This is a genomic window from Pseudooceanicola nanhaiensis, assembly GCF_020171315.1.
In the GTDB taxonomy this organism is placed as follows: Bacteria; Pseudomonadota; Alphaproteobacteria; order Rhodobacterales; family Rhodobacteraceae; genus Pseudooceanicola; species Pseudooceanicola nanhaiensis_A.
This window is the reverse complement of the sequence record NZ_JAIUZP010000010.1, coordinates 50,798-70,806: the sequence shown is the minus strand read 5'-3', so window position 1 is coordinate 70,806 and position 20,009 is coordinate 50,798. Positions and strand designations below refer to the sequence as shown.

The window sequence follows — 20,009 nt, the reverse complement described above, 5'->3', positions numbered from 1 at the left end:
TCACTCTGCCGCCGGCAGGATGCGACGGGCGCGGCGGGCCTGCGCCTCGTAGTCCTCCTGCCAGTCCGTAGGCCCGTTCGAGGGCGAGACCTGCACCGCCGTCACCTTGTATTCCGGGCAGTTGGTGGCCCAGTCGGAGTAGTCCGTGGTGATCACGTTGGCCTGCGTCGTCGGGTGGTGGAAGGTGGTATAGACCACGCCCGGGCTGACCCGGTCGGTCAGCGTGGCCTTCAGCGCCGTCTCGCCCGAGCGCGAGGCCAGCTTGACCCAGTCGCCCTCTTTCACGCCGCGCACTTCGGCGTCGTGGGGGTGGATTTCCAGCTCGTCCTGATCGTGCCAGACGGTGTTTTCCGTGCGCCGGGTCTGGGCGCCGACGTTGTACTGGCTGAGGATGCGCCCCGTGGTCAGCAGCAGCGGGAAGCGCGGGCCGGTCTTCTCGTCCGTGGCGACGTATTCGGTGACGATGAACCGCCCCTTGCCGCGCACGAAGCCATCGACATGCATCAGCGGCGTGCCCTCGGGGTGGTCCTCGTTGCAGGGCCACTGGACCGAGCCCTTCTCCTCCAGCAGGTCATAGGTGACACCGGCAAAGCTGGGGGTCGTGGCGGCGATTTCCTCCATGATCTGCGCCGGGTGGGTGTAGTGCCAGCCCGCGCCCATGGCATTGGCCAGCATCTGCGTCACCTCCCAGTCGGCATAGCCGTTGAGCGGCGCCATCACCTTGCGCACCCGGTTGATGCGGCGCTCGGCATTGGTGAAGGTGCCCTCCTTCTCGAGGAAGGTGGAGCCGGGCAGGAAGACATGGGCGTAATTCGCCGTCTCGTTCAGGAAGAGGTCATGGACGATGACACACTCCATCGCGGCAAGCCCCTTGGCCACATGCTTGGTGTCCGGGTCCGATTGCAGGATGTCCTCGCCCTGACAGTAGAGGCCCTTGAAGGTGCCATCGACGGCGGCATCCAGCATGTTGGGAATGCGCAGGCCCGGCTCCGCGTCGATCTCGACGCCCCAGACCTCTTCGAAGACCGCGCGGACCTCGGGGTGTTTCACATGGCGGTAGCCCGGCAGTTCATGCGGGAAGGAGCCCATGTCGCAGGAGCCCTGCACGTTGTTCTGGCCGCGCAGCGGGTTCACGCCCACGCCCTTACGGCCGATGTTGCCGGTCAGCATGGCGAGGTTGGCGATGCCGATGACGGTGGTGGAGCCTTGGCTGTGTTCCGTCACGCCAAGGCCGTAGTAGATCGCCCCATTGCCCCCGGTCGCAAAGGTCCGGGCCGCGGCGCGCAGCTCTGCCGCGGGCACGCCGGTCAGCAGTTCCACCGCCTCCGGCGCATGGCGCGGGTTCGAGACGAACTCGGCATACTCCTGGAACTCGTCCCAGTCGCAGCGCTCCTGGATGAAGCTCTGATCGAAGAGCCCCTCGGTCACGATCACATGGGCCAGCGCCGTGACCACGGCCACGTTGGTGCCGGGCCGCAGGGCGAGGTGGTGCGCCGCCTCCACATGGGCGGTCTTCACGAGGTCGATCCGGCGCGGGTCGACGACGATCAGCTTGGCCCCCTGCCGCAGCCGCTTTTTCAGCCGCGAGGCAAAGACCGGGTGGCCGTCGGTTGGGTTGGCGCCGATGACGATGACGACGTCGGTGTCCTCGACACTGTCGAAATCCTGCGTGCCTGCCGAGGTGCCGAAGGTCTGGCCCAGGCCATAGCCGGTGGGCGAATGGCAGACGCGCGCGCAGGTGTCGGTGTTGTTGTTGCCAAAGACCGCGCGGGTCAGCTTCTGCACGAGGTAGGTTTCCTCGTTCGTGCAGCGGCTGGAGGTGATGACGCCCACGGATTTCTTGCCGTAGGTCTCCTGAAGCCCGCGCATCTTCGTGGCGGCAAAGCTCAGCGCCTCCTCCCACGACACCTCGCGCCACGGCTCCTCGATCGTGTCGCGGATCATCGGGTTGAGGATGCGGTCCTTGTGCTTGGCATAGCCGTAGGCAAAGCGGCCCTTCACGCAGGAATGGCCCCGGTTCGCCTTGCCGTGCTTGTAGGGCACCATGCGCACCAGCTCGTCCCCGTTCAGCTCTGCCTTGAAGGAACAGCCGACGCCGCAATAGGCGCAGGTGGTGATGACGGAGCGGTCGGGCGTGCCCATCTCGATGACGGAAGACTCCTGCAGCGTCGCGGTCGGGCAGGCCTGCACGCAGGCGCCGCAGCTGACGCAGTCGGAGGCGAGGAAGTCATCCCCCGGCGCGCCCGCCTTGACCCGGCTGTCAAAGCCCCGGCCCTCGATGGTCAGGGCAAAGGTGCCCTGCACCTCTTCGCAGGCCCGGACGCAGCGGTTGCAGACGATGCATTTCGCAGGGTCGTAGGTGAAATAGGGGTTGCTGTCGTCCTTGGGCGTCCAGTCCGGGTTCACCGCGCCGCTGGTGTCGCGGGGCGTGAAGTGGTTCGCCAGCGGCGCCGCATCCGGCGCCTGGTAACGCACGTCGCGCAGGCCGACCATGCCCGCCATGTCCTGCAACTCGCAGTCGCCATTGGCCGAACAGGTGAGGCAATCCAGCGGGTGGTCGGAGATATAGAGCTCCATCACCCCCTTGCGCAGCTTCTTCACCTTGGGCGTCTGGGTGTGCACCTTCATGTGCTGCGCCACCGGCGTGGTGCAGGACGCCGGCGTGCCCCGCCGGCCTTCGATCTCCACAACGCACAAACGGCAGGAGCCGAAGGCCTCGAGGCTGTCAGTGGCGCAGAGTTTCGGGATCTTGATCCCCGCCTCCATCGCCGCCCGCATGACGGAGGTGCCCTCGGGCACCGTAACGTCAAAGCCGTCGATGCTCAGCGTGACGGTCCTGGTGGAGCGGGAGAGCGGGGTGCCCATGTCCCAGTCCTTGGGGGGGATAATGAAATCCTTCATGGCCGCACCTCCTCGCCTTTCATCTTTCCGAAAATACTCCCGGGGGTGCGGGGGCTGGCCCCCGCTGCGCGCCGGTTTGCCCCACCGAACGACGCCTGCATCGATGCGCCGCCCATCTCACTCCGCCGCCTTTTTCGTGCGCGCGAAATCGTCGGGAAACCCCATCAGCGCAGACATCACCGGCATCGGCGTCAGCCCGCCAAGCGCACAGAGAGAGCCGTCCTTCATCGTCTCACAAAGGTCCTCCAGCAGGTCGATCGCCGCCGCGTCGCCACCCGCGATCCGGTCCAGTGTCTCGACCCCGCGCACCGCGCCGATCCGGCAGGGCGTACACTTGCCGCAGCTTTCCACGGCGCAGAATTCCATCGCGAACCGCGCCATGCCCAGCATGTCCGCCGTGTCGTCGAAGACCACGAGGCCCGCGTGGCCGATCAGCCCGCCCTGCCCGTCGAATTCCTCGTATCCGAAGGGCGTGGCGAACTTCGACACCGGCATGTAGGCCCCCAGCGGGCCGCCCACCTGCACCGCCTTCACCGGACGGCCCGAGGCGGTGCCGCCCGCCACATCCTCGACCAGCTCGCCCAGCGACATGCCGAAGGCGGTCTCGAACAGCCCGCCGTATTTCACGTTGCCCGCGATCTGCACCGGGATCGTGCCCCGCGACCGGCCCAGTCCGAAGTCGCGGTAGAAGGCCCCGCCCTTGGCAAAGATCACCGGCACAGTTGCCAGCGAGATCAGGTTGTTGACCACCGTGGGCCGGCCCATGAAGCCTTCCAGCGCGGGCAGCGGCGGCTTGGCCCGAACCACGCCGCGCTTGCCCTCCAGCGAGTTCAGGAGAGAGGTCTCCTCGCCGCAGACATAGGCGCCCGCGCCCACCCGCAATTCCAGATCGAAGCGGCGGCCGGAGCCCAGCACATCGCCCAAGAGACCCGTCCGGTAGGCCACGTCGAGCGCGCGGCGCGTCATCTCGACCGCATCGGGATATTCCGAGCGCAGGTAGATGTAGCCCTTGGTCGCCCCCACGCCGAGGCCCGCGATCACCATGCCCTCGAAGAGGCAGAAGGGATCGCCCTCGAGGATCATCCGGTCGGCGAAGGTGCCGCTGTCGCCCTCGTCGGCATTGCAGACGATGTATTTCTGATCCGCATGGGCCAGCCGCACGGTGTCCCACTTGATGCCCGTCGGGAAACCCGCGCCGCCGCGGCCGCGCAACCCGCTTTCCTTGACCTCGTCGACGATCGCCTCGCCGGTCATCTCCAGCGCGCGGCGCAGACCTTTCAGGCCGCCATGAGCCTCGTAGTCCGCCATCGACAGCGGATCGGTCAGCCCGCAGCGGGCGAAGGTCAGGCGGGTCTGGCGGGCGAAGAAGGGATGCTCCTCCACCGTGCCAAGCGCCTTGGGATGCGCGCCAAAGCCCGCGTCGAAGAGCGCGGGCACATCCGCCGCCGTGACGGGGCCAAAGCCGGTGCGGCCCGCGGGGCCCTCGACCTCCAGCAGCGGCTCCAGCCAGATCATGCCGCGGGTGCCATTGCGGATCACCTCGACGTCGAGACCCCGCGCCGCCGCCTCGCGCGCGACTGCCGCGGCCACCGCATCGGCGCCGACGGCCTTGGCTGCGCTGTCACCGGGGATATAGATCTTCATGCCCGCACCTCCGCGATCAGCGCGTCGCAGGCGGCCTCATCCAGCCGTCCGCGCACCTTGCCGTCCACCATGGCGGCGGGCGCACAGGCGCAAAGGCCGAGGCAATAGACCGGCTCCACCGTGACCTTGCCGTCGGGCGTGGTGCCGTGCCAGCCAAGGCCCAGCTTGGCCAGCAGCCGATCCGCCAGCGCCGCGCCGCCCATGGACTGGCAGGCTTCCGCCCGGCAGATCTTCAGCACGTGGCGGCCCGCCGGTGCGCTGCGGAAATCGTGGTAGAAGGACATGACGCCGTGCACTTCCGCGCGGGTCAGGTTCAGCGCCTCCGCAATGCGCGACAGCGCCGCCTGCGGGACGTGGCCATAGGCCTCCTGCAAGGCGTGGAAGATCGGCAGAAGCGGCCCCTCCAGATGCAGCTGCGCAGCAATGAGCGCGTCGATCTCGGCCTCGGCCGGGGCGACGGAGGGGGCTGGTGTCGATGTCATTGGCGTCCTCCCGTAGTGATCGGGGTCTGGCACACCGTGGCATACGATATCAATATCGGCTTTCCGTCATTCGATAGACATCACCTATCGAATGTCAGACCTCCGCCTGTTTGCGCGCGGCCGAGAGCAGCGCCTCCAGAACCGGGGTATGGGGCTCGCGCCACGGCGCGATGAGGCCGACGGAGGGCACGTTGCTCTGCCGGATCGGGATCGAGACCACGTCGCGCCCGGCGGCGAGGAAGCGGGCCATCTGCGCGGGCAGCACCGTGGCCCATCCGCCCTCCTCCACATGGGTCATCAGGACGACGGTCGAATTGCTCTCGACCCCCGCGCCGGGATCGACACCGGCCTCGTGCAGCATCAGGTTGATGATCCGCCGGTTCTGCATGTCGGGCGTCAGCAGGCAGAGCCGCTGATCGGCAAGGTCGGCCCAGTCGAGCGCCGCCCGCCCCGCCAGCGCCGTGCCGCGCCGCACCACGAGGTGATAGCTCTCGCGGTAGAGCGGGATCGCCGTCATCCGCCCCAGCGGTTCGTTGTCGAGATAGGTGATGCCCGCATCGGCCTCGAGGTTCTCGATCATCGTGAGGATCTGGTCGGAACTGCGGGAATAGACCGAGAGCGAGACCCCGGGGTGATCGGCGGAGAACCCGTGGGTCAGATGGGCGGCGGTGGTGAGCGCGGTGGGGATCACCGCAAGGCGCAGCGCCCCGGAGAGGCCCGCGTGAACGGCGCGCATCTCCTCGCGGAAGGTGCGGGCGTCGCCGACGATGCGCCGCGCCCAGTCGAGCGCGCGCTGCCCTTCCGGCGTCAGGCCCAGATAGCGCGACCCGCGCCAGACCAGCTGCACGCCGAGCTGCGCCTCAAGCTGCTTGATCCCGGTGGAAAGGCTGGGCTGGGTGATGCCGAGGCTTTCGGCCGCGCGGCCGAAGTGCTCCTCCCGGGCGAGTGCGATGAGCATTTCCAGCTTTTCGATCATGGGATCCCCCTTGGCCGTATCTGGCCCGGTTGCGGGGGCAAGGGCAAGCGGTGGGGTTCTCCGCGATCCCCTCCTCGATTTAGCCGGCCCGACCTCGCCCGAACCGAGGGGTGGGCGCAGTGCGCCCGCCCCGTGGGGGCGGTTCGGGCGCGCCCGTGCAAAGCACGGGCAGACGCGGAACGGTGAAGGTAGCGAGAAAGAGCGCAAAGTGGGATCGCGCGATATCCCGAGCTTTGCGAACTTTACGTAAGCGAGAGACGAAGCGGGGTTAGCAGCGCCACCTCACTCTATCCGCCCCGCGTCACGCCGCCTTGGCCGCCGCCACCTGATCCGCCTCGGCCTCCAGCGCCGGGTAGCGGATCAGCAGGGTGACGCCGCGCGCCACGAAGGAGATCAGGAAGGCCGCCCAGAGGCCGTGGTTGCCGAAGGGCGGCACCAGCGCCACCGCCGCCACCACGTAGACCACGAAGCTCACCGCCATCATGTTGCGCATGTCGCGCGAGCGGGTCGCCCCGATGAAAATCCCGTCCAGCATCCACGCCCCGACGCCCAGCACCGGCACGGCGACCATCCACGGCAGGTAGGTCCGCGCGGCCTGTTGCACTTCGGGCGCCTTGGTGATCACGTCGATCAGCCAGCCGCCGGCGAGCGCGAAGAAGAGCGCCAGAAGCACGCAGATCGCGATGCTCCAACCGCTGGTCAGCAGCGCCCCGCGCCGCAGGCCCGCGCGGTCTCCACGCCCCATGGCCTGCCCGACGAAGGCCTCGGCCGCGAAGGCGAAGCCGTCGAGAGCGAAGGCGGTGATTTCGAGGAACTGCAACAGCACCTGGTTCGCCGCCAGTTGCACGTCGCCGAAATCGGCGGCGAGGAACATGAAGGAGAGGAAGGTGGCCTTCAGCAGCAGCGAGCGCACGAGGATGTCGGCGTTCACCACACCCATCCGGATCAGCGCCACCCGGTCGAAGACCCGGCCCCAGTCGCGCCACGCCGGATCGCGGAACGCCGCCCGGCAGAGGTAGAGCGCCAGCGCCAGACCGCTCCACTCGGCAATGAAGGTGGCGGCGGCCACGCCCTCGACGCCCCAGCCGAGGCCCAGCACGAACCAGAGGTCGAGCGCGATGTTCACCGTGTTCATCAGGAGCTGCACCGCCAGCACCGCCATGGTGCGCTCCTGCGCGATGAGCCAGCCGGTGAGACCGTAAAGCCCGATGGCCGCCGGGGCCGACCAGATGCGGATGCCCATGTAGGCGCGCGACATCTCCTCGACCTCGGCACTGGCCGGGGCCAGCCCGAGGGCGCCTGCGAAGATCGGCCATTGCAGCGCGACGATCACCGCGCCCGCCCCCAGCCCGAACATCAGCGCGCGGGTCAGCAGCGCCGCGACCTCGCCCCGGTCGCCCTGCCCCGCGGCGCGGGCGGTCATACCGGTGGTGCCCATGCGCAGGAAGCCGAAGATCCAGTAGATCGCCGAGAGGATGACCGCGCCGAGGCCCACGGCCGCGATCGGCTGCGCCTCGGCGATCTGGCCGACGACGCCGGTGTCCACCGCGCCGAGGATCGGCACGGTGACGTTGGACAGCACGATCGGGACCGCGATCCGCAGCACCCGGCGGTGAGTGAGGGCCTCGGGCCCGGTGGTGTCGGTCACGGTCTGTCCTGCGTTATGCCATGGGGCCCTGCGGCATCACGAAATGGCCGATTGCCTGTGCATGGGGCCGCTGCCGGTTATCCTGCCAGGCCTCGACCCGGACCGAGGCATAGCGCCGCCCCGAGCGGGTGATCTCGGCCCGGGCATAGGCATCGCGCGGCAGGCCAGAGCGCAGGAAGTCGGTGGCGAAATCGATGGTCTTGGGCAGTTTCGGGCACCAGCCCTCGCCCAGCGCGGCAACATCGACCGCCCCGGTTTCCACCTGCTCCCACAGCATCCCCCAGCTGAGGCCGATCAGGGCGGTGATCTCGAGGAAGCCCGCCGTGGCCCCGCCATGGAGCGCGGGCAGCATCGGGTTGCCGATCAGGTCGCGGCGATAGGGCAGGATCGCGGTCAGTTCATCCCCGCGGCGGTCGAAGGTGACACCAAGGAAGGAGATGAAGGGCACGGAGCCCACGAGCGCGGCCAGCGCCGCATCACGCCGCTGCTTGACGACCTGCACCGGTTCGGGGGGACGACGGCTCATGCCTTGCCCTCCGATGCGGCGCGATCCACCGTGAAGGCCCCGGTGGCGGTGGCCACGGGCGTGTCGCCCTCGCCGTCCGTCGCAGTGGCGCGCACGAAGGCGACCGAGCGGGTGACATGGTAGCATTCCGCCCGCGCGGTGATCTCGCGGCCCGGCTTGGCCGCGCGCATGTAGTCGATCCGCAGGTCGATCGTCGCCGTGCCCATGGAGGCCTCGGGGTGGGAGAAGACTGCCGCGCCGCAGGTGGTGTCCATAAGCGCGGAAACCGCCCCGCCGTGGATCACCCCGCTTTCGGGATCGCCCACGAGGCGGGCATCATAGGGCATGGTCATCACGGCCACCCCCTCGGTCAGTTCGTCGAAGCGCATGTTCAGGGCCGCGACATAGGGCAGCTCCTTCGCGAAATGCGTCTTCACGAATTCCATGTCTGGTTTGTTCATCGCGCCCTCGATCCTTTGGCGGTATATGATTGGAAAAGCGAAGGGCTTTCAAGCCGGGCCGCCCGAACGGCGGGCTTCTGACGGTGGTTGCCCTCGCAGGCAGACGGTCCTAACCTCCCGCCGGAGTACCGATCTCCCGATCCCCATTCCGTGACTTTATCGAGTAGACAGCCATGAGCGATACGACCCTGAGCTTCAAGGAAATGTGCGAGCGGTTCGAGGTGACGCCGCGGACCCTGCGCTACTACGAGTATATCGAGCTCCTCTCCCCCGAGCGTCAGGGGCGCTCGCGTTTCTACGGCGCGAAGGAAATCGCCCGGATGACGCTGATCCTGCGCGGTCGCAAGTTCGGCTTCGCGCTGGAGGACATCCGCCAGTGGCTCCAGATCTACGAGAAGGACGGGACCGAGGCGCAGATGCGCAACTGGGTCGAGATGGCCGACAAGCAGCTGCTTGAACTGGCCGAGCAGCGCCGCCAGCTCGACGAGGCGATGGCCGAGCTGAAGAGCCTGCGCGACGGCGTGGCCAAGGAACTCGATTCGGGCGCCTGAGCGCGGACACCCCTGTCCATCAGGCCCGAAACAGCCCCCGAAAACCTGCCCTTAAGGCAATTGTTACAGACGCTATTGAGCGTCTGTTCGATTATGTGATTTCCCTGTGAAATAAAGCGTTTCCCGGCGGCCAAAAACGCAAGGAAATTTCCTTTACCCGGCGTCACTTGTCATGATCTTACGTCACCGCGAAAGTGACGTGACGTTTGTGTTACGTCAACTTCGTTTCCCATTGTAACCGTGGGTCAAGAAATGTTTTTACCGCCTGATCAAAAATCAGGATGGGTTAACCATGACCGAACGAACGGAGACAATGACGATCCGCGAGATGTGCGACGCCTTCGAGGTGACGCCGCGCACTCTGCGGTTCTATGAGGCCAAGGAACTGCTGTTCCCGATCCGCGAAGGCCAGAAGCGGCTGTTTACCCGGCGTGACCGGGCCCGGCTGAAACTGATCCTGCGTGGCAAGCGTTTTGGCTTCAGCCTGGAGGAGATCCGCCAGCTTCTTAACCTCTATGACAAGGGTGACCAACAGCTAACTCAGCTGGAGCGCACCTACGAGGTTGCCCAGAAGCGCATGGATGAAATGGAAAAGCAACGCGATGAGCTGAACAAGGCCATCGAGGAGCTGTCCGAACAGATGCGGTGGGGGGAACAGATGATCACCTCGCTGCGCACGCCCAAGAAGGTGGCCGAATAATCAACCCGGCCGCCTCGCCCATCGAAGTCTAGGGAGAGAGACATGCCGAGTTACACCGCCCCCGTGAAGGATTTCCAATTCGTCCTTCACGACGTGCTGAAAGCCTCTGAAAGCGCCATCCCCGGCTATGACGAGCTGGACCGCGATTTTACCTCTGCCATCCTCGAAGAGGCAGGCAAGATCGCGTCGGAAGTGTTGGCGCCGCTGAATCCGGTGGGGGATCAGCAGGGCTGTCGTCTTGAGAACGGCGTGGTGCACACGCCGGAAGGGTTCAAGGCGGCATTCGATCAGCTCCGCGAGGGCGGCTGGACCGGTCTGGACTGTGATCCCGACTTCGGTGGGCAGGGTATGCCCTATGTGATGGGCGTGGCGACCGGTGAGATGTTCACCGCCGCCAACATGGCATTCACCATGTATCAAGGCCTGACCCACGGGGCCTATTCCGCAATCCACATCCACGGCACCGACCAGCAGAAGCAGACCTATCTGCCCAAGATGGTCTCCTGCGAGTGGACCGGCACCATGAACCTGACGGAGCCGCATTGCGGCACCGACCTTGGGCTGATGCGCACCAAGGCCGAGCCGCAGGAGGATGGCAGCTACAAGATTTCCGGCCAGAAGATCTTCATCTCCGCCGGTGATCACGACATGTCCGACAACGTGATCCACCTCGTGCTGGCGAAAATTCCCGGCGGCCCGGACGGGATCAAGGGCGTGTCGCTCTTCATCGTGCCCAAGTTCCTCGTGAACGAGGACGGCAGCCTTGGCGCGCGCAACGGCGTCAGCGTCGGCAAGCTGGAAGAGAAGATGGGCATTCACGGCAATGCCACCTGCGTCATGAACTACGACGAGGCCACCGGCTACCTGCTGGGGACCGCCCACAAGGGCATGCGCGCGATGTTCACCATGATGAACGAAGCCCGTCTCGGCGTCGGCATGCAGGGTCTCGCCGTGGCCGAAGCGGCCTACCAGAACGCCGTGATCTACGCCAAGGACCGGCTGCAGGGCCGCGCCGTCACCGGCACCCAGAACCCTGACGGCCCCGCCGATCCGCTCATCGTGCATCCCGACATCCGCCGCGCGCTGATGGACCAGAAGAGCTTTGTCGAGGGCGCGCGTGCCTTCGCGCTCTGGGGCGCGCAGATGATCGACCAGGCGCGCCGCTCCGAGGATGCGGCGGCCGAGGGCATGATCTCGCTGCTGACCCCGGTGCTGAAGGGCTTCCTCACGGACGAGGGCTTTGCCTGCGCCGTTCAGGCCCAGCAGGTCTATGGCGGCCATGGCTACATCGAGGAATGGGGCATGTCGCAGTTCACCCGCGACGCCCGCATCGCCATGATCTACGAGGGCGCCAACGGCATTCAGGCGCTCGACCTCGTGGGCCGCAAGCTGGCCGCCGAGGGCGGCAAGCCCGCCATGGCGCTCTTCGAGATGATCAAGACCTTCTGCAAGGAGAACGCGGGCGACGAGGAGATCGCGAAGCAGTTCATCGAACCGCTCAAGACCGCCTCGAAGCAGCTTCAGGAAGCGGCGATGTACTTCATGCAGAACGGCATGAAGAACCCGAACCACGCGCTTGCGGGCTCCACCGACTTCCTGCACCTCTTCGGTCATGTCTGCCTTGGCTTCATGTGGTCGAAAATGGCGATTGCCGCAAAGGAAGCGCTCGCCTCCGGTGCCGGGGACGCTGCGTTCTACGAGACGAAGATTGCGACCGGGCGCTACTATATGGCCCGACGCCTGCCTGCGACGGCCATGCACCTGCAGCGCATCCTTTCGGGTGCCGATCCGGTCATGGCGCTGGACGCGGCCAACTTCTGAGCCGGGATCAACCCGCGCCGTAAGGAACCGACAGGGGGTTCGGCCCCCACTCACGGCGGAGCCGCGCGCCATGCGCAAGGCTCCGGAGCGCCCGGACCGCCCCTATTTTCAGGCGGTCCGGGTGCGGCCAACAGCGCGGGCCCCGGCCCGAAGAGGAGGAGCAGAGATGCCGAAACGCTTCCGCCTGACGCGGCGCATCCCCGTCGCCATGACCGAAGACGGCTATCGCCGGCTGAAGAAATTCGCCCGCGATGCCGGTCTCGACGAGGGGGAGGCCCTCTCTTTCCTGTTCGAAAACTTTGACTCCGTCACCGATGAGGACAACCTCACGCACAGGCTTCGGCTGTTCAATTCGGAACTGGACGCGCGCAAGCGCTGATCCCAAGGGGAGAGACAGATGACGATCAAACTCTATTGCTTCGGCGAAAGCGGCAATGCCTACAAGGCCGCCCTGCCGCTGGAGCTCTCGGGCCTCGACTGGGCGCCTGAGAAGGTGGACTTCTTCGGTGGCGCGCACCGCTCGAAGGATTACACCGCCATGAACGTGATGGGCGAGGTTCCGGTGCTGGTGGACGGCGACGTGACCCTGTCGCAGTCCGGCGTGATCCAGATGTACATCACCGAGAAGACCGGCAAGTTCGGCGGCGCCACCCCGGAAGAGGCCCGCAACGTGATGAAGTGGGTGTTCTTCGACAACCACAAGATGTCGTCGCAATGCGGGATGCTGCGCTTCCAGATGAACTTCCTGCCCGAGGCGAACCGCTCGGTCGAGGTGATCGGCTTCATCGCCGCCCGGCTGAAGGCCGCCTTTAAGGTGCTGGATGCCGGGCTGGAGGGGCGCGACTGGCTGGTGGGCGACGGGCCGACCAACGCGGATTTCTCGAACTGCGGGTACCTGTTCTACCCGGAGCCCTTCACCTTCGAGCGGAAGGACTGGCCCAACATCGACCGCTGGCTGTCGAACATCGAGAGCCTGCCGGGGTGGAAACACCCCTACGACCTGATGCCGGGGCGCCCGTCTGATCGGGGGCTCTGAACGGGGCGTCTGTTTGGGGCTCTGACTGGAAGCGTCGCGCGGGGCCCGCAAAGGGGCCCGCGTTGCGGGCGGGTACGGGGGCTGTCTGACCCCCTTGGCCCTGACGGGCCAATTCCCCCCGAGGATATTTGAGAAACGGAAATGGGATGGGGGAGGACCTGTCCCGGCGGGGTGGAGGCCCCGCCACTGGACCGGAAAGGATGAGGACACCATGACCGACGCCTATATCTACGACGCCGTGCGCAGCCCGCGCGGCAAGGGGCGCCCCGACGGCTCGTTGCACGAGGTGACCGCGGTCGCGCTCGGCAAGCAGATGCTGAACGCGCTGAAGGACCGCAACGGGCTGGAAGGCCACGCGGTCGAGGACGTGATCTGGGGCAATGCGACCCAGGCCTTCGAACAGGGCGGCTGCCTCGCGCGGACCACCGTGCTGGCGTCCGATCTGGACGAGAGCATTCCGGGCCTCTCGATCAACCGCTTCTGCGCCAGCGGCATGGAGGCAGTGAACCTCGCCGCCAACCAGGTGCGCGGCGGGGCCGGCCAGGCCTATATCGCGGGCGGCGTGGAATGCATGAGCCGGGTCGCCATGGGCTCGGACGGGGCCGCCGTGGCCGTCGATCCGACCGTGGCGATGGAGCGGTATTTCGTGCCGCAGGGGATTTCCGCGGACATCATCGCGACGGAATACGGCATCAGCCGGGACGACGCCGATGCGCTCGCCGTGCGCTCGCAGGCGCTGGCGGCGAAGGCCTGGGAGGAGAAGCGCTTCGACAAGTCGATCGTGACGATCCGCGACGTGAACGGCCTGCCGATCCTGGCCCATGACGAATACATGCGCCCCGGCACCGACATGCAGGCGCTTGGCGGCTTGAAGCCGGCCTTCAAGGAGATGGGCGAGGTGATGCCCGGCTTCGACAAGGTGGCGATGCTGAAGTACCCGCACCTGGCGAAGATCAACCACATCCACCACGCCGGGAATTCCTCGGGCATCGTGGACGGGGCGGCGGGGGTTCTCGTCGGTTCCAAGGAATTCGGCGAGGCCTTTGGCCTCAAGCCGCGGGCGCGCATCCGGGCGACGGCCAAGATCGGCACCGATCCGACGATCATGCTGACCGGCCCGGTGCCGGTGACCGAGAAGATCCTCGCCGAGAGCGGCCTGGGCATCGGTGACATCGACCTCTTCGAGGTGAACGAGGCGTTTTCCGCCGTGGTGCTGCGCTTCATCCAGGCCTTCGGCGTGGACATGGACCGGGTGAACAGCTGCGGCGGCGCGATTGCCATGGGTCACCCGCTGGGGGCCTCGGGTGCGATCATCATCGGCACGCTGCTGGACGAGTTGGAGCGCACCGACAAGGAGGTCGGGCTGGCGACGCTCTGCGTGGCTTCCGGCATGGGTGCCGCCACGATCATCGAACGCGTGTAAGGGAGGGGACAATGACCGATTTCACGATGGAGAAAGGCGCCGACGGCGTCGCCGTGATCACCTGGGACGTCCCGGGCAAGAGCATGAACGTCCTGTCGATGGAGGGCGCGGCCACCCTCGACGGGTTCATCGACGAGGCGCTCGCCGATGAGGCTGTGAAGGGCATCGTCATCACCTCCGCCAAGGACAGCTTCGCGGCCGGGATGGACCTGAACATCCTCGCTGACTTCCAGAAGAACGGCGCCGAGGGCGTCTTCGAGGGGATCATGTCGCTGCACAAGATCCTGCGGAAGATCGAGCGCGCGGGCATGGACCCCAAGACCCTGAAGGGCGGCAAGCCGATCGCGGCCGCCCTGCCCGGCACCGGGCTTGGCATCGGGTTCGAGCTGCCGCTGGCCTGCCACCGCATCTTTGTGGCCGACAACCCCAAGGCCAAGTTCGGCCTGCCCGAGATCAAGGTCGGCATCTTCCCCGGCGCGGGCGGCACCACCCGTGTCGTGCGCAAGCTGGGCGTGATGATGGCCGCGCCCTTCCTGCTGCAGGGCCAGCTGGTGGACCCGAAGAAGGCCAAGGGCGCCGGTCTGGTGGATGAGATCGCCGCCGATCCGGTGGCCGCGGCGAAGGAATGGGTGCTGGGCGCCAAGGACGCGGATATCGTCAAGCCGTGGGACGCCAAGGGCTACAAGATGCCCGGCGGCGCGCCCTATCACCCGGCGGGCTTCCAGACCATGGTGGGCGCCAACGCGATGATCATGGCCGAGACGTGGGGCGCCTACCCCGCGCCCAAGGCGATGCTCTCGGCGATCTACGAGGGCGCGCAGGTGCCCTTCGACACCGCGCTGAAGATCGAGGCGCGCTGGTTCACCCATATCATCATGAACCCCTCCTCGGGCGCGATGATCCGCTCGCTCTTCCTGAACAAGGAAGCGCTGGAGAAGGGCGCGAACCGGCCCGAGGCACCGGATCAGCGGGTGAAGAAGCTGGGCGTCATGGGCGCGGGCATGATGGGCGCGGGCATCGCGCTCGTCTCGGCGCAGGCCGGGATCGAGGTGGTGCTGATCGACCAGAAGCAGGAGGCCGCGGACAAGGGCAAAGCCTATACCGAGGCCTATCTCGACAAGGGCATCGCCCGGAAGAAGACCACGCCCGAGCAGAAGGAGGCCGTGCTGTCGCGCATCACCGCGACCACGGATTACGACGCGCTCAAGGACGCGGACCTGATCATCGAGGCGGTCTTCGAGGACCCGGGCGTGAAGGCCGAGGTCACCAAGAACGTCGAGGCGGTGATCCCGGCGGATTGCATCTATGCCTCCAACACCTCGACCCTGCCGATCTCGGGGCTGGCCAAGGCCTCCTCGCGGCCCGAGCAGTTCATCGGCATCCACTTCTTCTCGCCGGTCGAGAAAATGCTGCTGGTGGAGATCATCAAGGGCAAGCAGACCGGGGACCGGGCCGTGGCCAAGGCGCTCGACTACGTGCGCCAGATCCGCAAGACGCCTATCGTGGTGAACGACGCGCGCTTCTTCTATGCCAACCGCTGCATCATTCCCTACCTCAACGAGGGCGCGCGGATGGTCAGCGAAGGCATCAGCCCGGCGCTGGTGGAACATGCCGCCCGGATGCTGGGGATGCCCGTGGGCCCGCTGCAGCTGATCGACGAGACCTCCATCGACCTCGCGGTGAAGATCGCCAAGGCGACCAAGCAGGCCATGGGCGATGCCTATCCGGCCGATGCCAAGGGCGTCGATGACCTGATGTTCTGGCTCTACGACGAGGGCCGCCTGGGGCGGAAGGCCAAGGCGGGCTTCTATGCCTATGACGACAAGGGCAAGCGCGCCGGTCTCTGGGAGGGTCTGGCGGCGAAATACCCGCTGGCAGAAGACCAGCCCGACGTGATCGAGGTGCAGCACCGCCTGATGTTCGCGCAGGTGCTGGAGGCGGTCCGCGCGCTGGAGGAAGGCGTGCTGGAGGACATCCGCGAAGGCGACGTGGGCGCGATCCTCGGCTGGGGCTTTGCGCCGTGGTCGGGCGGTCCGTTCAGCTGGCTCGACATCGTGGGCACGCCCTTCGCGGCGGAAACCTGCGACCGGCTGGCCGAGACCTATGGCCCGCGCTTCGCCACGCCCGCGCTGCTGCGCGACATGGCCGAGGGGAACGAGAGCTTCTACAAGCGCTTCGGCCCGCAGGCCAAGGCGGCCTAAGCCACCGGCCCTGCCGCTGCCCGGCCCCGGTCAGGCACCGGCCGGGCGGCCTCTCTTCCAGAGTGACGACAAAAGCAAAGGCGCGGGGCCTTAGGGACCCGCGCCTTTTCCCCTCTCCTCCCCGAGGGGGGAAGGGGGCGGCGGCGCAACCGGGCTGCGGGCGACCATCCACTCCCTTCCGTTCAGCCCGCCGCATCAGCCGGGCTGAAACCTGTCAGCTCTCCGCGCGGCGGCTGGCAAGCCGCCTGTGCCACTGGGTGACCAGCTCGTCGCGGATGTTCTCGATCATGGCGCCATCGGTTTCGCCCGACAGCAGGCGATAGGCCGGTGCCTCGTCGAAGGCGCGGTGCACCATGTCCCCGGCCGCCGGGCAGACGCACATCGCGCCCGAGGCGGCAAAGAGGATCTCGTCATTGTCGAATTGCAGCATGTAGACCGCCACCGGCGTGTCGGGCAGCACGCGCTCGATGCCGCAGATACCGTCCAGCAGATGCACGGGCATCAGGGCAAAGGGATCGCCGTACTGCGCCTCGGAGACATCGCTTTCGACCATGACACCCTGCTGCGGCAGCGCGAGGAGTTCGTCGCTGTTGCCGATGGCGCCTGCGGGCACATGCAGCGGGCAGAAGCGGTCGGGGCAGTCATGGCTGCCGGACCAGAGCGGATCGGCATAGACCGCGCGCACCGTCTGAAGGCCGTTGTCGAAGGTCAGCACCGCATCCCCGGCGCGGATCGTCTCGATCCGCTGCCAGCCCACGGCGGTGGCCACCCGCGTGCCTTCGGTCAATCCGGTGGTGACGCCCGTCACCTCTTGCGCCGCGTCGGGGCCGGTGGTCAGGAAATCCGCATTCCGTGACCTGTCAGCGCCCCGCATCCATCCCTGCAGCATCATGTGTCCTTAGTCTTTCCCGTGATCGGGGCGTGTTGCCCCAGCTCTCCGATTTTCCCCTATCGGGAGAGTCGGGTCATCAATTGCGGCCCATTGCGGCAGGAACATGGCAGAAGGCCCGTTAGGTGATTATTAATGTATACTTTTCTGCAATCCCGCATCTACCCCTTGCAATGCGCATAGTCCTTGCGCAGGGCAGCGCGCCTTTCGGGGCGGATCAGGCCGTGAAGGGCTGTTCCCCGCGAGCGTCGCGAATCTCCCTAGGGTTGACCGAAGCGATAGCCGAACCGCGCGATATCCTCGGCGCAGTGCCGCGCCAGCAGGCCGGCATCCTCGGGGGTGTAATACTGGCGGTAGTCGGCGTCGCGCTCTGACGCATTGGCGCGCGGCAGTGCCAGTTCGAAGCCCAGATGATCCCACAGGCGCTGCGCATCCTGCTCCAGATGCTCGATACGGATGTAGAGCGAGGCCCGTTCGATCCCGTCCGGCCCGCGCATGTAGGCCCGCGCCGGGTTATCGGCAAAGCCGCGCGCGATGACCGGATGGCGCAGGAAGGCGGGGAAGGAGAGCGTCTGCGCCAGCGTCACCGCGGGGTGATCGAAGCTCTGGCCCTGCAACCAGTGATAGTAGCTCACCGCGCGGTCCCACGGGTTCCGCACGAGGGTGAAGGTGAAGAAGCGCGCGATCTCCTCGTCGGTGGCAAGGCCGCGGATGTCCGAGAGGGTGGAGTGTTTCCAGAGCCGCCCGGCCGTGGCCTGCCCCTTCACCCGGTGGCGGCGCTTGCGGGCCTTGGGGGTGTCGCCCAGCAGGATGTCATCCTTCATCGCCCGGTCTTCCAGCGCCAGCGCCATGGCCGTGCCGCCGGTCTTGGGGATGTGGATGAAGATATAGCGGCGGCCGCGCGACAGGATCATGGGCGGACGCTAGCCGATCGCCCGCGCCCGATCCAGAGGTCCCGTGGTGGCTTGTACCAGCCGCCTGCCCCCCCTTTTCCAACCCGATCCAGCCCCCTGCCCTGCCACGGAAAACCCCTGCGCGAAACGCCGCGTCCCTGCGGCAGGCTGGCTCTTGTGGCATGCCGCGCGGCGGCATACCGTTGCCCCCGAGGAACAAAGGAGGAGGCGCCCATGGGCTGGCTGAAGGACGAGACGGGACTCGAGCGGACACAGGCGAACCACGTACCCCTGACCCCGCTTTCCTGGCTGATCCGCGCGCGGGAGATCTGGCCGAACCACATGGCGGTCGTCTATGGCCCGCACCGCAAGACCTATGCCGAATACCACGCCCGCGTCACGCGGCTGGCCTCGGCACTTGCGAAGGCGGGGGTCGAGCCGGGCGACGTGGTCTCGACCCTGCTGCCCAACATCCCGGCCCAGGCCGAGGCGCATTTCGGCGTGCCCGCCTGTGGCGCGGTGCTGAACACGATCAACACCCGGCTCGAGGCGGACACGCTGTCCTATATCCTCGACCATGCCGACACCAAGGTCGTGCTCTGCGATCCGCAGTTCATCCCGGTGCTGGTGGCCGCGATGGAGGACATGGAGAACGAGCCGCCCCTCGTGATCGAGGTGGCCGATCCCCATGCCGGCGTGAACGCCTATGGCGATTACATGGAATACGAGGCCTTCCTCGACACCGGCGATCCCGATTTCGACTGGATCATGCCCGAGGACGAGTGGGAGAGCATCGCGCTCAACTACACCTCCGGCACCACCGGGCGGCCCAAGGGCGTGGTCTACCACCACCGCGGGGCCTATCTGAACGCCATGGGGCAGGTGATCTCGTGGCGGATGGTCCTGCATCCGCGCTACCTGACGATCGTGCCGCTCTTCCACTGCAACGGCTGGTGCCACACCTGGATGATGCCGCTTCTGGGCGGGACCGAGATCTGCTGCCGCGACATCACGCCCAAGGCGATCTTCGATGCCATCGCGGATGAGAAGGCGACCCATTTCGGCGGCGCGCCCATCGTGCTGAACCTGCTGGTGAATGCGCCCGAAGACCAGAAGCGCGACTTCGACCACGTGGTCGAGGTCTTCACCGCCGGGGCCCCGCCCGCCCCTGCCACGCTGGCCGCGATCGAGCCCATGGGCTTCAACGTCACGCAGGTCTATGGCCTGACCGAGACCTATGGCCCGGCCACGGAATGCTACTGGGACGAGAGCCGCTGGTCCGGCCTCGAAGGCGAGGCCCGCGCCGCGGTCAAGGCCCGGCAGGGCGTGCCCATGCCCGGCTGCGAGAACGTCGTCGTGATGGACGAGGGGCTGGCCCCGGTGCCCCGCGATGGCGCCACGGCGGGCGAGATCATGATGCGCGGCAACGGCGTGATGAAGGGCTACCTCAAGAACCCGCGCGCCACGCGCGAGGCCTTCAAGGGCGGCTATTTCCACTCCGGCGACATCGCCGTGCAGCATGACGACAGCTGGATCCAGATCTCCGACCGGGCCAAGGACATCATCATCTCGGGCGGCGAGAACATCTCCTCGGTCGAGGTCGAGGGCGTGCTCATGGGCCACCCCGACGTGATGCTCTGCGCCGTGGTGGCCAAGCCGGACGAGAAATGGGGCGAAGTGCCCTGCGCCTTCGTCGAGATGAAGGACGGCCATTCGGCAGGTGAAGAGGAGCTGATCGCCTTCGCCCGCGCGCGCCTTGCCGGCTTCAAGACGCCCAAGAAGGTGGTCTTTGCCGAGCTGCCCAAGACCTCCACCGGCAAGATCCAGAAGTTCGAACTTCGCAAGCTCGCCAAGGAGCTCTGACCCGTCAGCAGACAG

Annotated in this window: 17 protein-coding genes; 8 read left to right on the top strand and 9 right to left on the bottom strand. The window is 66.8% G+C overall.

Annotated features, from left to right (window positions below; all coding sequences use genetic code 11):
* From fdhF to LCM32_RS16860, 7 genes are all read right to left on the bottom strand, one after another.
* Positions 1-2,901, bottom strand: coding sequence for a formate dehydrogenase subunit alpha (gene fdhF / locus LCM32_RS16890; protein ID WP_224822268.1), 2,901 nt, complete (start codon positions 2,899-2,901; stop codon positions 1-3).
* Between the two features lie 117 nt (positions 2,902-3,018).
* On the bottom strand, positions 3,019-4,545 hold the full coding sequence (locus LCM32_RS16885; RefSeq protein ID WP_224822267.1) for a formate dehydrogenase beta subunit: 1,527 nt from the start codon (positions 4,543-4,545) through the stop codon (positions 3,019-3,021).
* Positions 4,542-5,027 (bottom strand): formate dehydrogenase subunit gamma, encoded by a 486-nt coding sequence (locus LCM32_RS16880; RefSeq protein ID WP_224822266.1) that lies wholly within the window; start codon positions 5,025-5,027, stop codon positions 4,542-4,544. Before LCM32_RS16880 ends, LCM32_RS16885 begins: the two co-directional genes overlap by 4 nt.
* 94 nt (positions 5,028-5,121) lie before the next feature.
* Entirely contained in the window at positions 5,122-6,003 is an 882-nt protein-coding gene (locus LCM32_RS16875) for a LysR family transcriptional regulator (protein WP_224822265.1), read from the bottom strand.
* A gap of 301 nt (positions 6,004-6,304) precedes the next feature.
* On the bottom strand, positions 6,305-7,651 hold the full coding sequence (locus LCM32_RS16870) for an MATE family efflux transporter (RefSeq protein WP_224822264.1): 1,347 nt from the start codon (positions 7,649-7,651) through the stop codon (positions 6,305-6,307).
* A gap of 13 nt (positions 7,652-7,664) precedes the next feature.
* Positions 7,665-8,177, bottom strand: coding sequence for a PaaI family thioesterase (locus LCM32_RS16865; protein ID WP_224822263.1), 513 nt, complete (start codon positions 8,175-8,177; stop codon positions 7,665-7,667).
* Positions 8,174-8,617 carry a PaaI family thioesterase gene (locus LCM32_RS16860; protein ID WP_224822262.1) on the bottom strand — a complete coding sequence of 148 codons (444 nt, stop codon included), beginning with the start codon at positions 8,615-8,617 and terminating at the stop codon, positions 8,174-8,176. Before LCM32_RS16860 ends, LCM32_RS16865 begins: the two co-directional genes overlap by 4 nt.
* Before the next feature lie 173 nt (positions 8,618-8,790).
* Here LCM32_RS16860 and LCM32_RS16855 point away from each other — a divergent pair, with 173 nt between their 5' ends.
* The 7 genes from LCM32_RS16855 to LCM32_RS16825 all read left to right on the top strand — a co-directional run bounded on the left by LCM32_RS16855 (position 8,791) and on the right by LCM32_RS16825 (position 16,349).
* Positions 8,791-9,168, top strand: coding sequence for a MerR family transcriptional regulator (locus LCM32_RS16855; RefSeq protein ID WP_224822261.1), 378 nt, complete (start codon positions 8,791-8,793; stop codon positions 9,166-9,168).
* Between the two features lie 292 nt (positions 9,169-9,460).
* Positions 9,461-9,868, top strand: coding sequence for a MerR family transcriptional regulator (locus tag LCM32_RS16850; RefSeq protein WP_224822260.1), 408 nt, complete (start codon positions 9,461-9,463; stop codon positions 9,866-9,868).
* 42 nt (positions 9,869-9,910) lie between these two features.
* Positions 9,911-11,689 (top strand): acyl-CoA dehydrogenase C-terminal domain-containing protein, encoded by a 1,779-nt coding sequence (locus LCM32_RS16845; RefSeq protein ID WP_224822259.1) that lies wholly within the window; start codon positions 9,911-9,913, stop codon positions 11,687-11,689.
* 166 nt (positions 11,690-11,855) lie between these two features.
* Complete coding sequence (locus LCM32_RS16840) at positions 11,856-12,068, top strand: hypothetical protein (protein WP_222489079.1); 213 nt, start codon at positions 11,856-11,858, stop codon at positions 12,066-12,068.
* A gap of 18 nt (positions 12,069-12,086) precedes the next feature.
* Positions 12,087-12,725, top strand: a complete 639-nt coding sequence (locus tag LCM32_RS16835; RefSeq protein WP_224822258.1) for a glutathione S-transferase family protein — start codon at positions 12,087-12,089, stop codon at positions 12,723-12,725.
* A 211-nt stretch (positions 12,726-12,936) separates the two neighbouring features.
* Positions 12,937-14,148, top strand: a complete 1,212-nt coding sequence (locus tag LCM32_RS16830) for an acetyl-CoA C-acetyltransferase (RefSeq protein ID WP_224822257.1) — start codon at positions 12,937-12,939, stop codon at positions 14,146-14,148.
* 11 nt (positions 14,149-14,159) lie between these two features.
* Positions 14,160-16,349 (top strand): 3-hydroxyacyl-CoA dehydrogenase NAD-binding domain-containing protein, encoded by a 2,190-nt coding sequence (locus tag LCM32_RS16825; RefSeq protein ID WP_224822256.1) that lies wholly within the window; start codon positions 14,160-14,162, stop codon positions 16,347-16,349.
* A gap of 214 nt (positions 16,350-16,563) precedes the next feature.
* Here the strand turns inward: LCM32_RS16825 and LCM32_RS16820 are convergent, their stop codons facing one another.
* Complete coding sequence (locus LCM32_RS16820) at positions 16,564-17,241, bottom strand: Hint domain-containing protein (RefSeq protein WP_224822255.1); 678 nt, start codon at positions 17,239-17,241, stop codon at positions 16,564-16,566.
* Between the two features lie 257 nt (positions 17,242-17,498).
* Positions 17,499-18,152: a sulfotransferase family 2 domain-containing protein gene (locus tag LCM32_RS16815; protein WP_224822254.1), complete on the bottom strand. Its 654-nt coding sequence runs from the start codon at positions 18,150-18,152 to the stop codon at positions 17,499-17,501.
* A 213-nt stretch (positions 18,153-18,365) separates the two neighbouring features.
* Here LCM32_RS16815 and LCM32_RS16810 point away from each other — a divergent pair, with 213 nt between their 5' ends.
* Positions 18,366-19,994, top strand: coding sequence for an AMP-binding protein (locus LCM32_RS16810; protein WP_224822253.1), 1,629 nt, complete (start codon positions 18,366-18,368; stop codon positions 19,992-19,994).
* Positions 19,995-20,009: the final 15 nt, after the last annotated feature.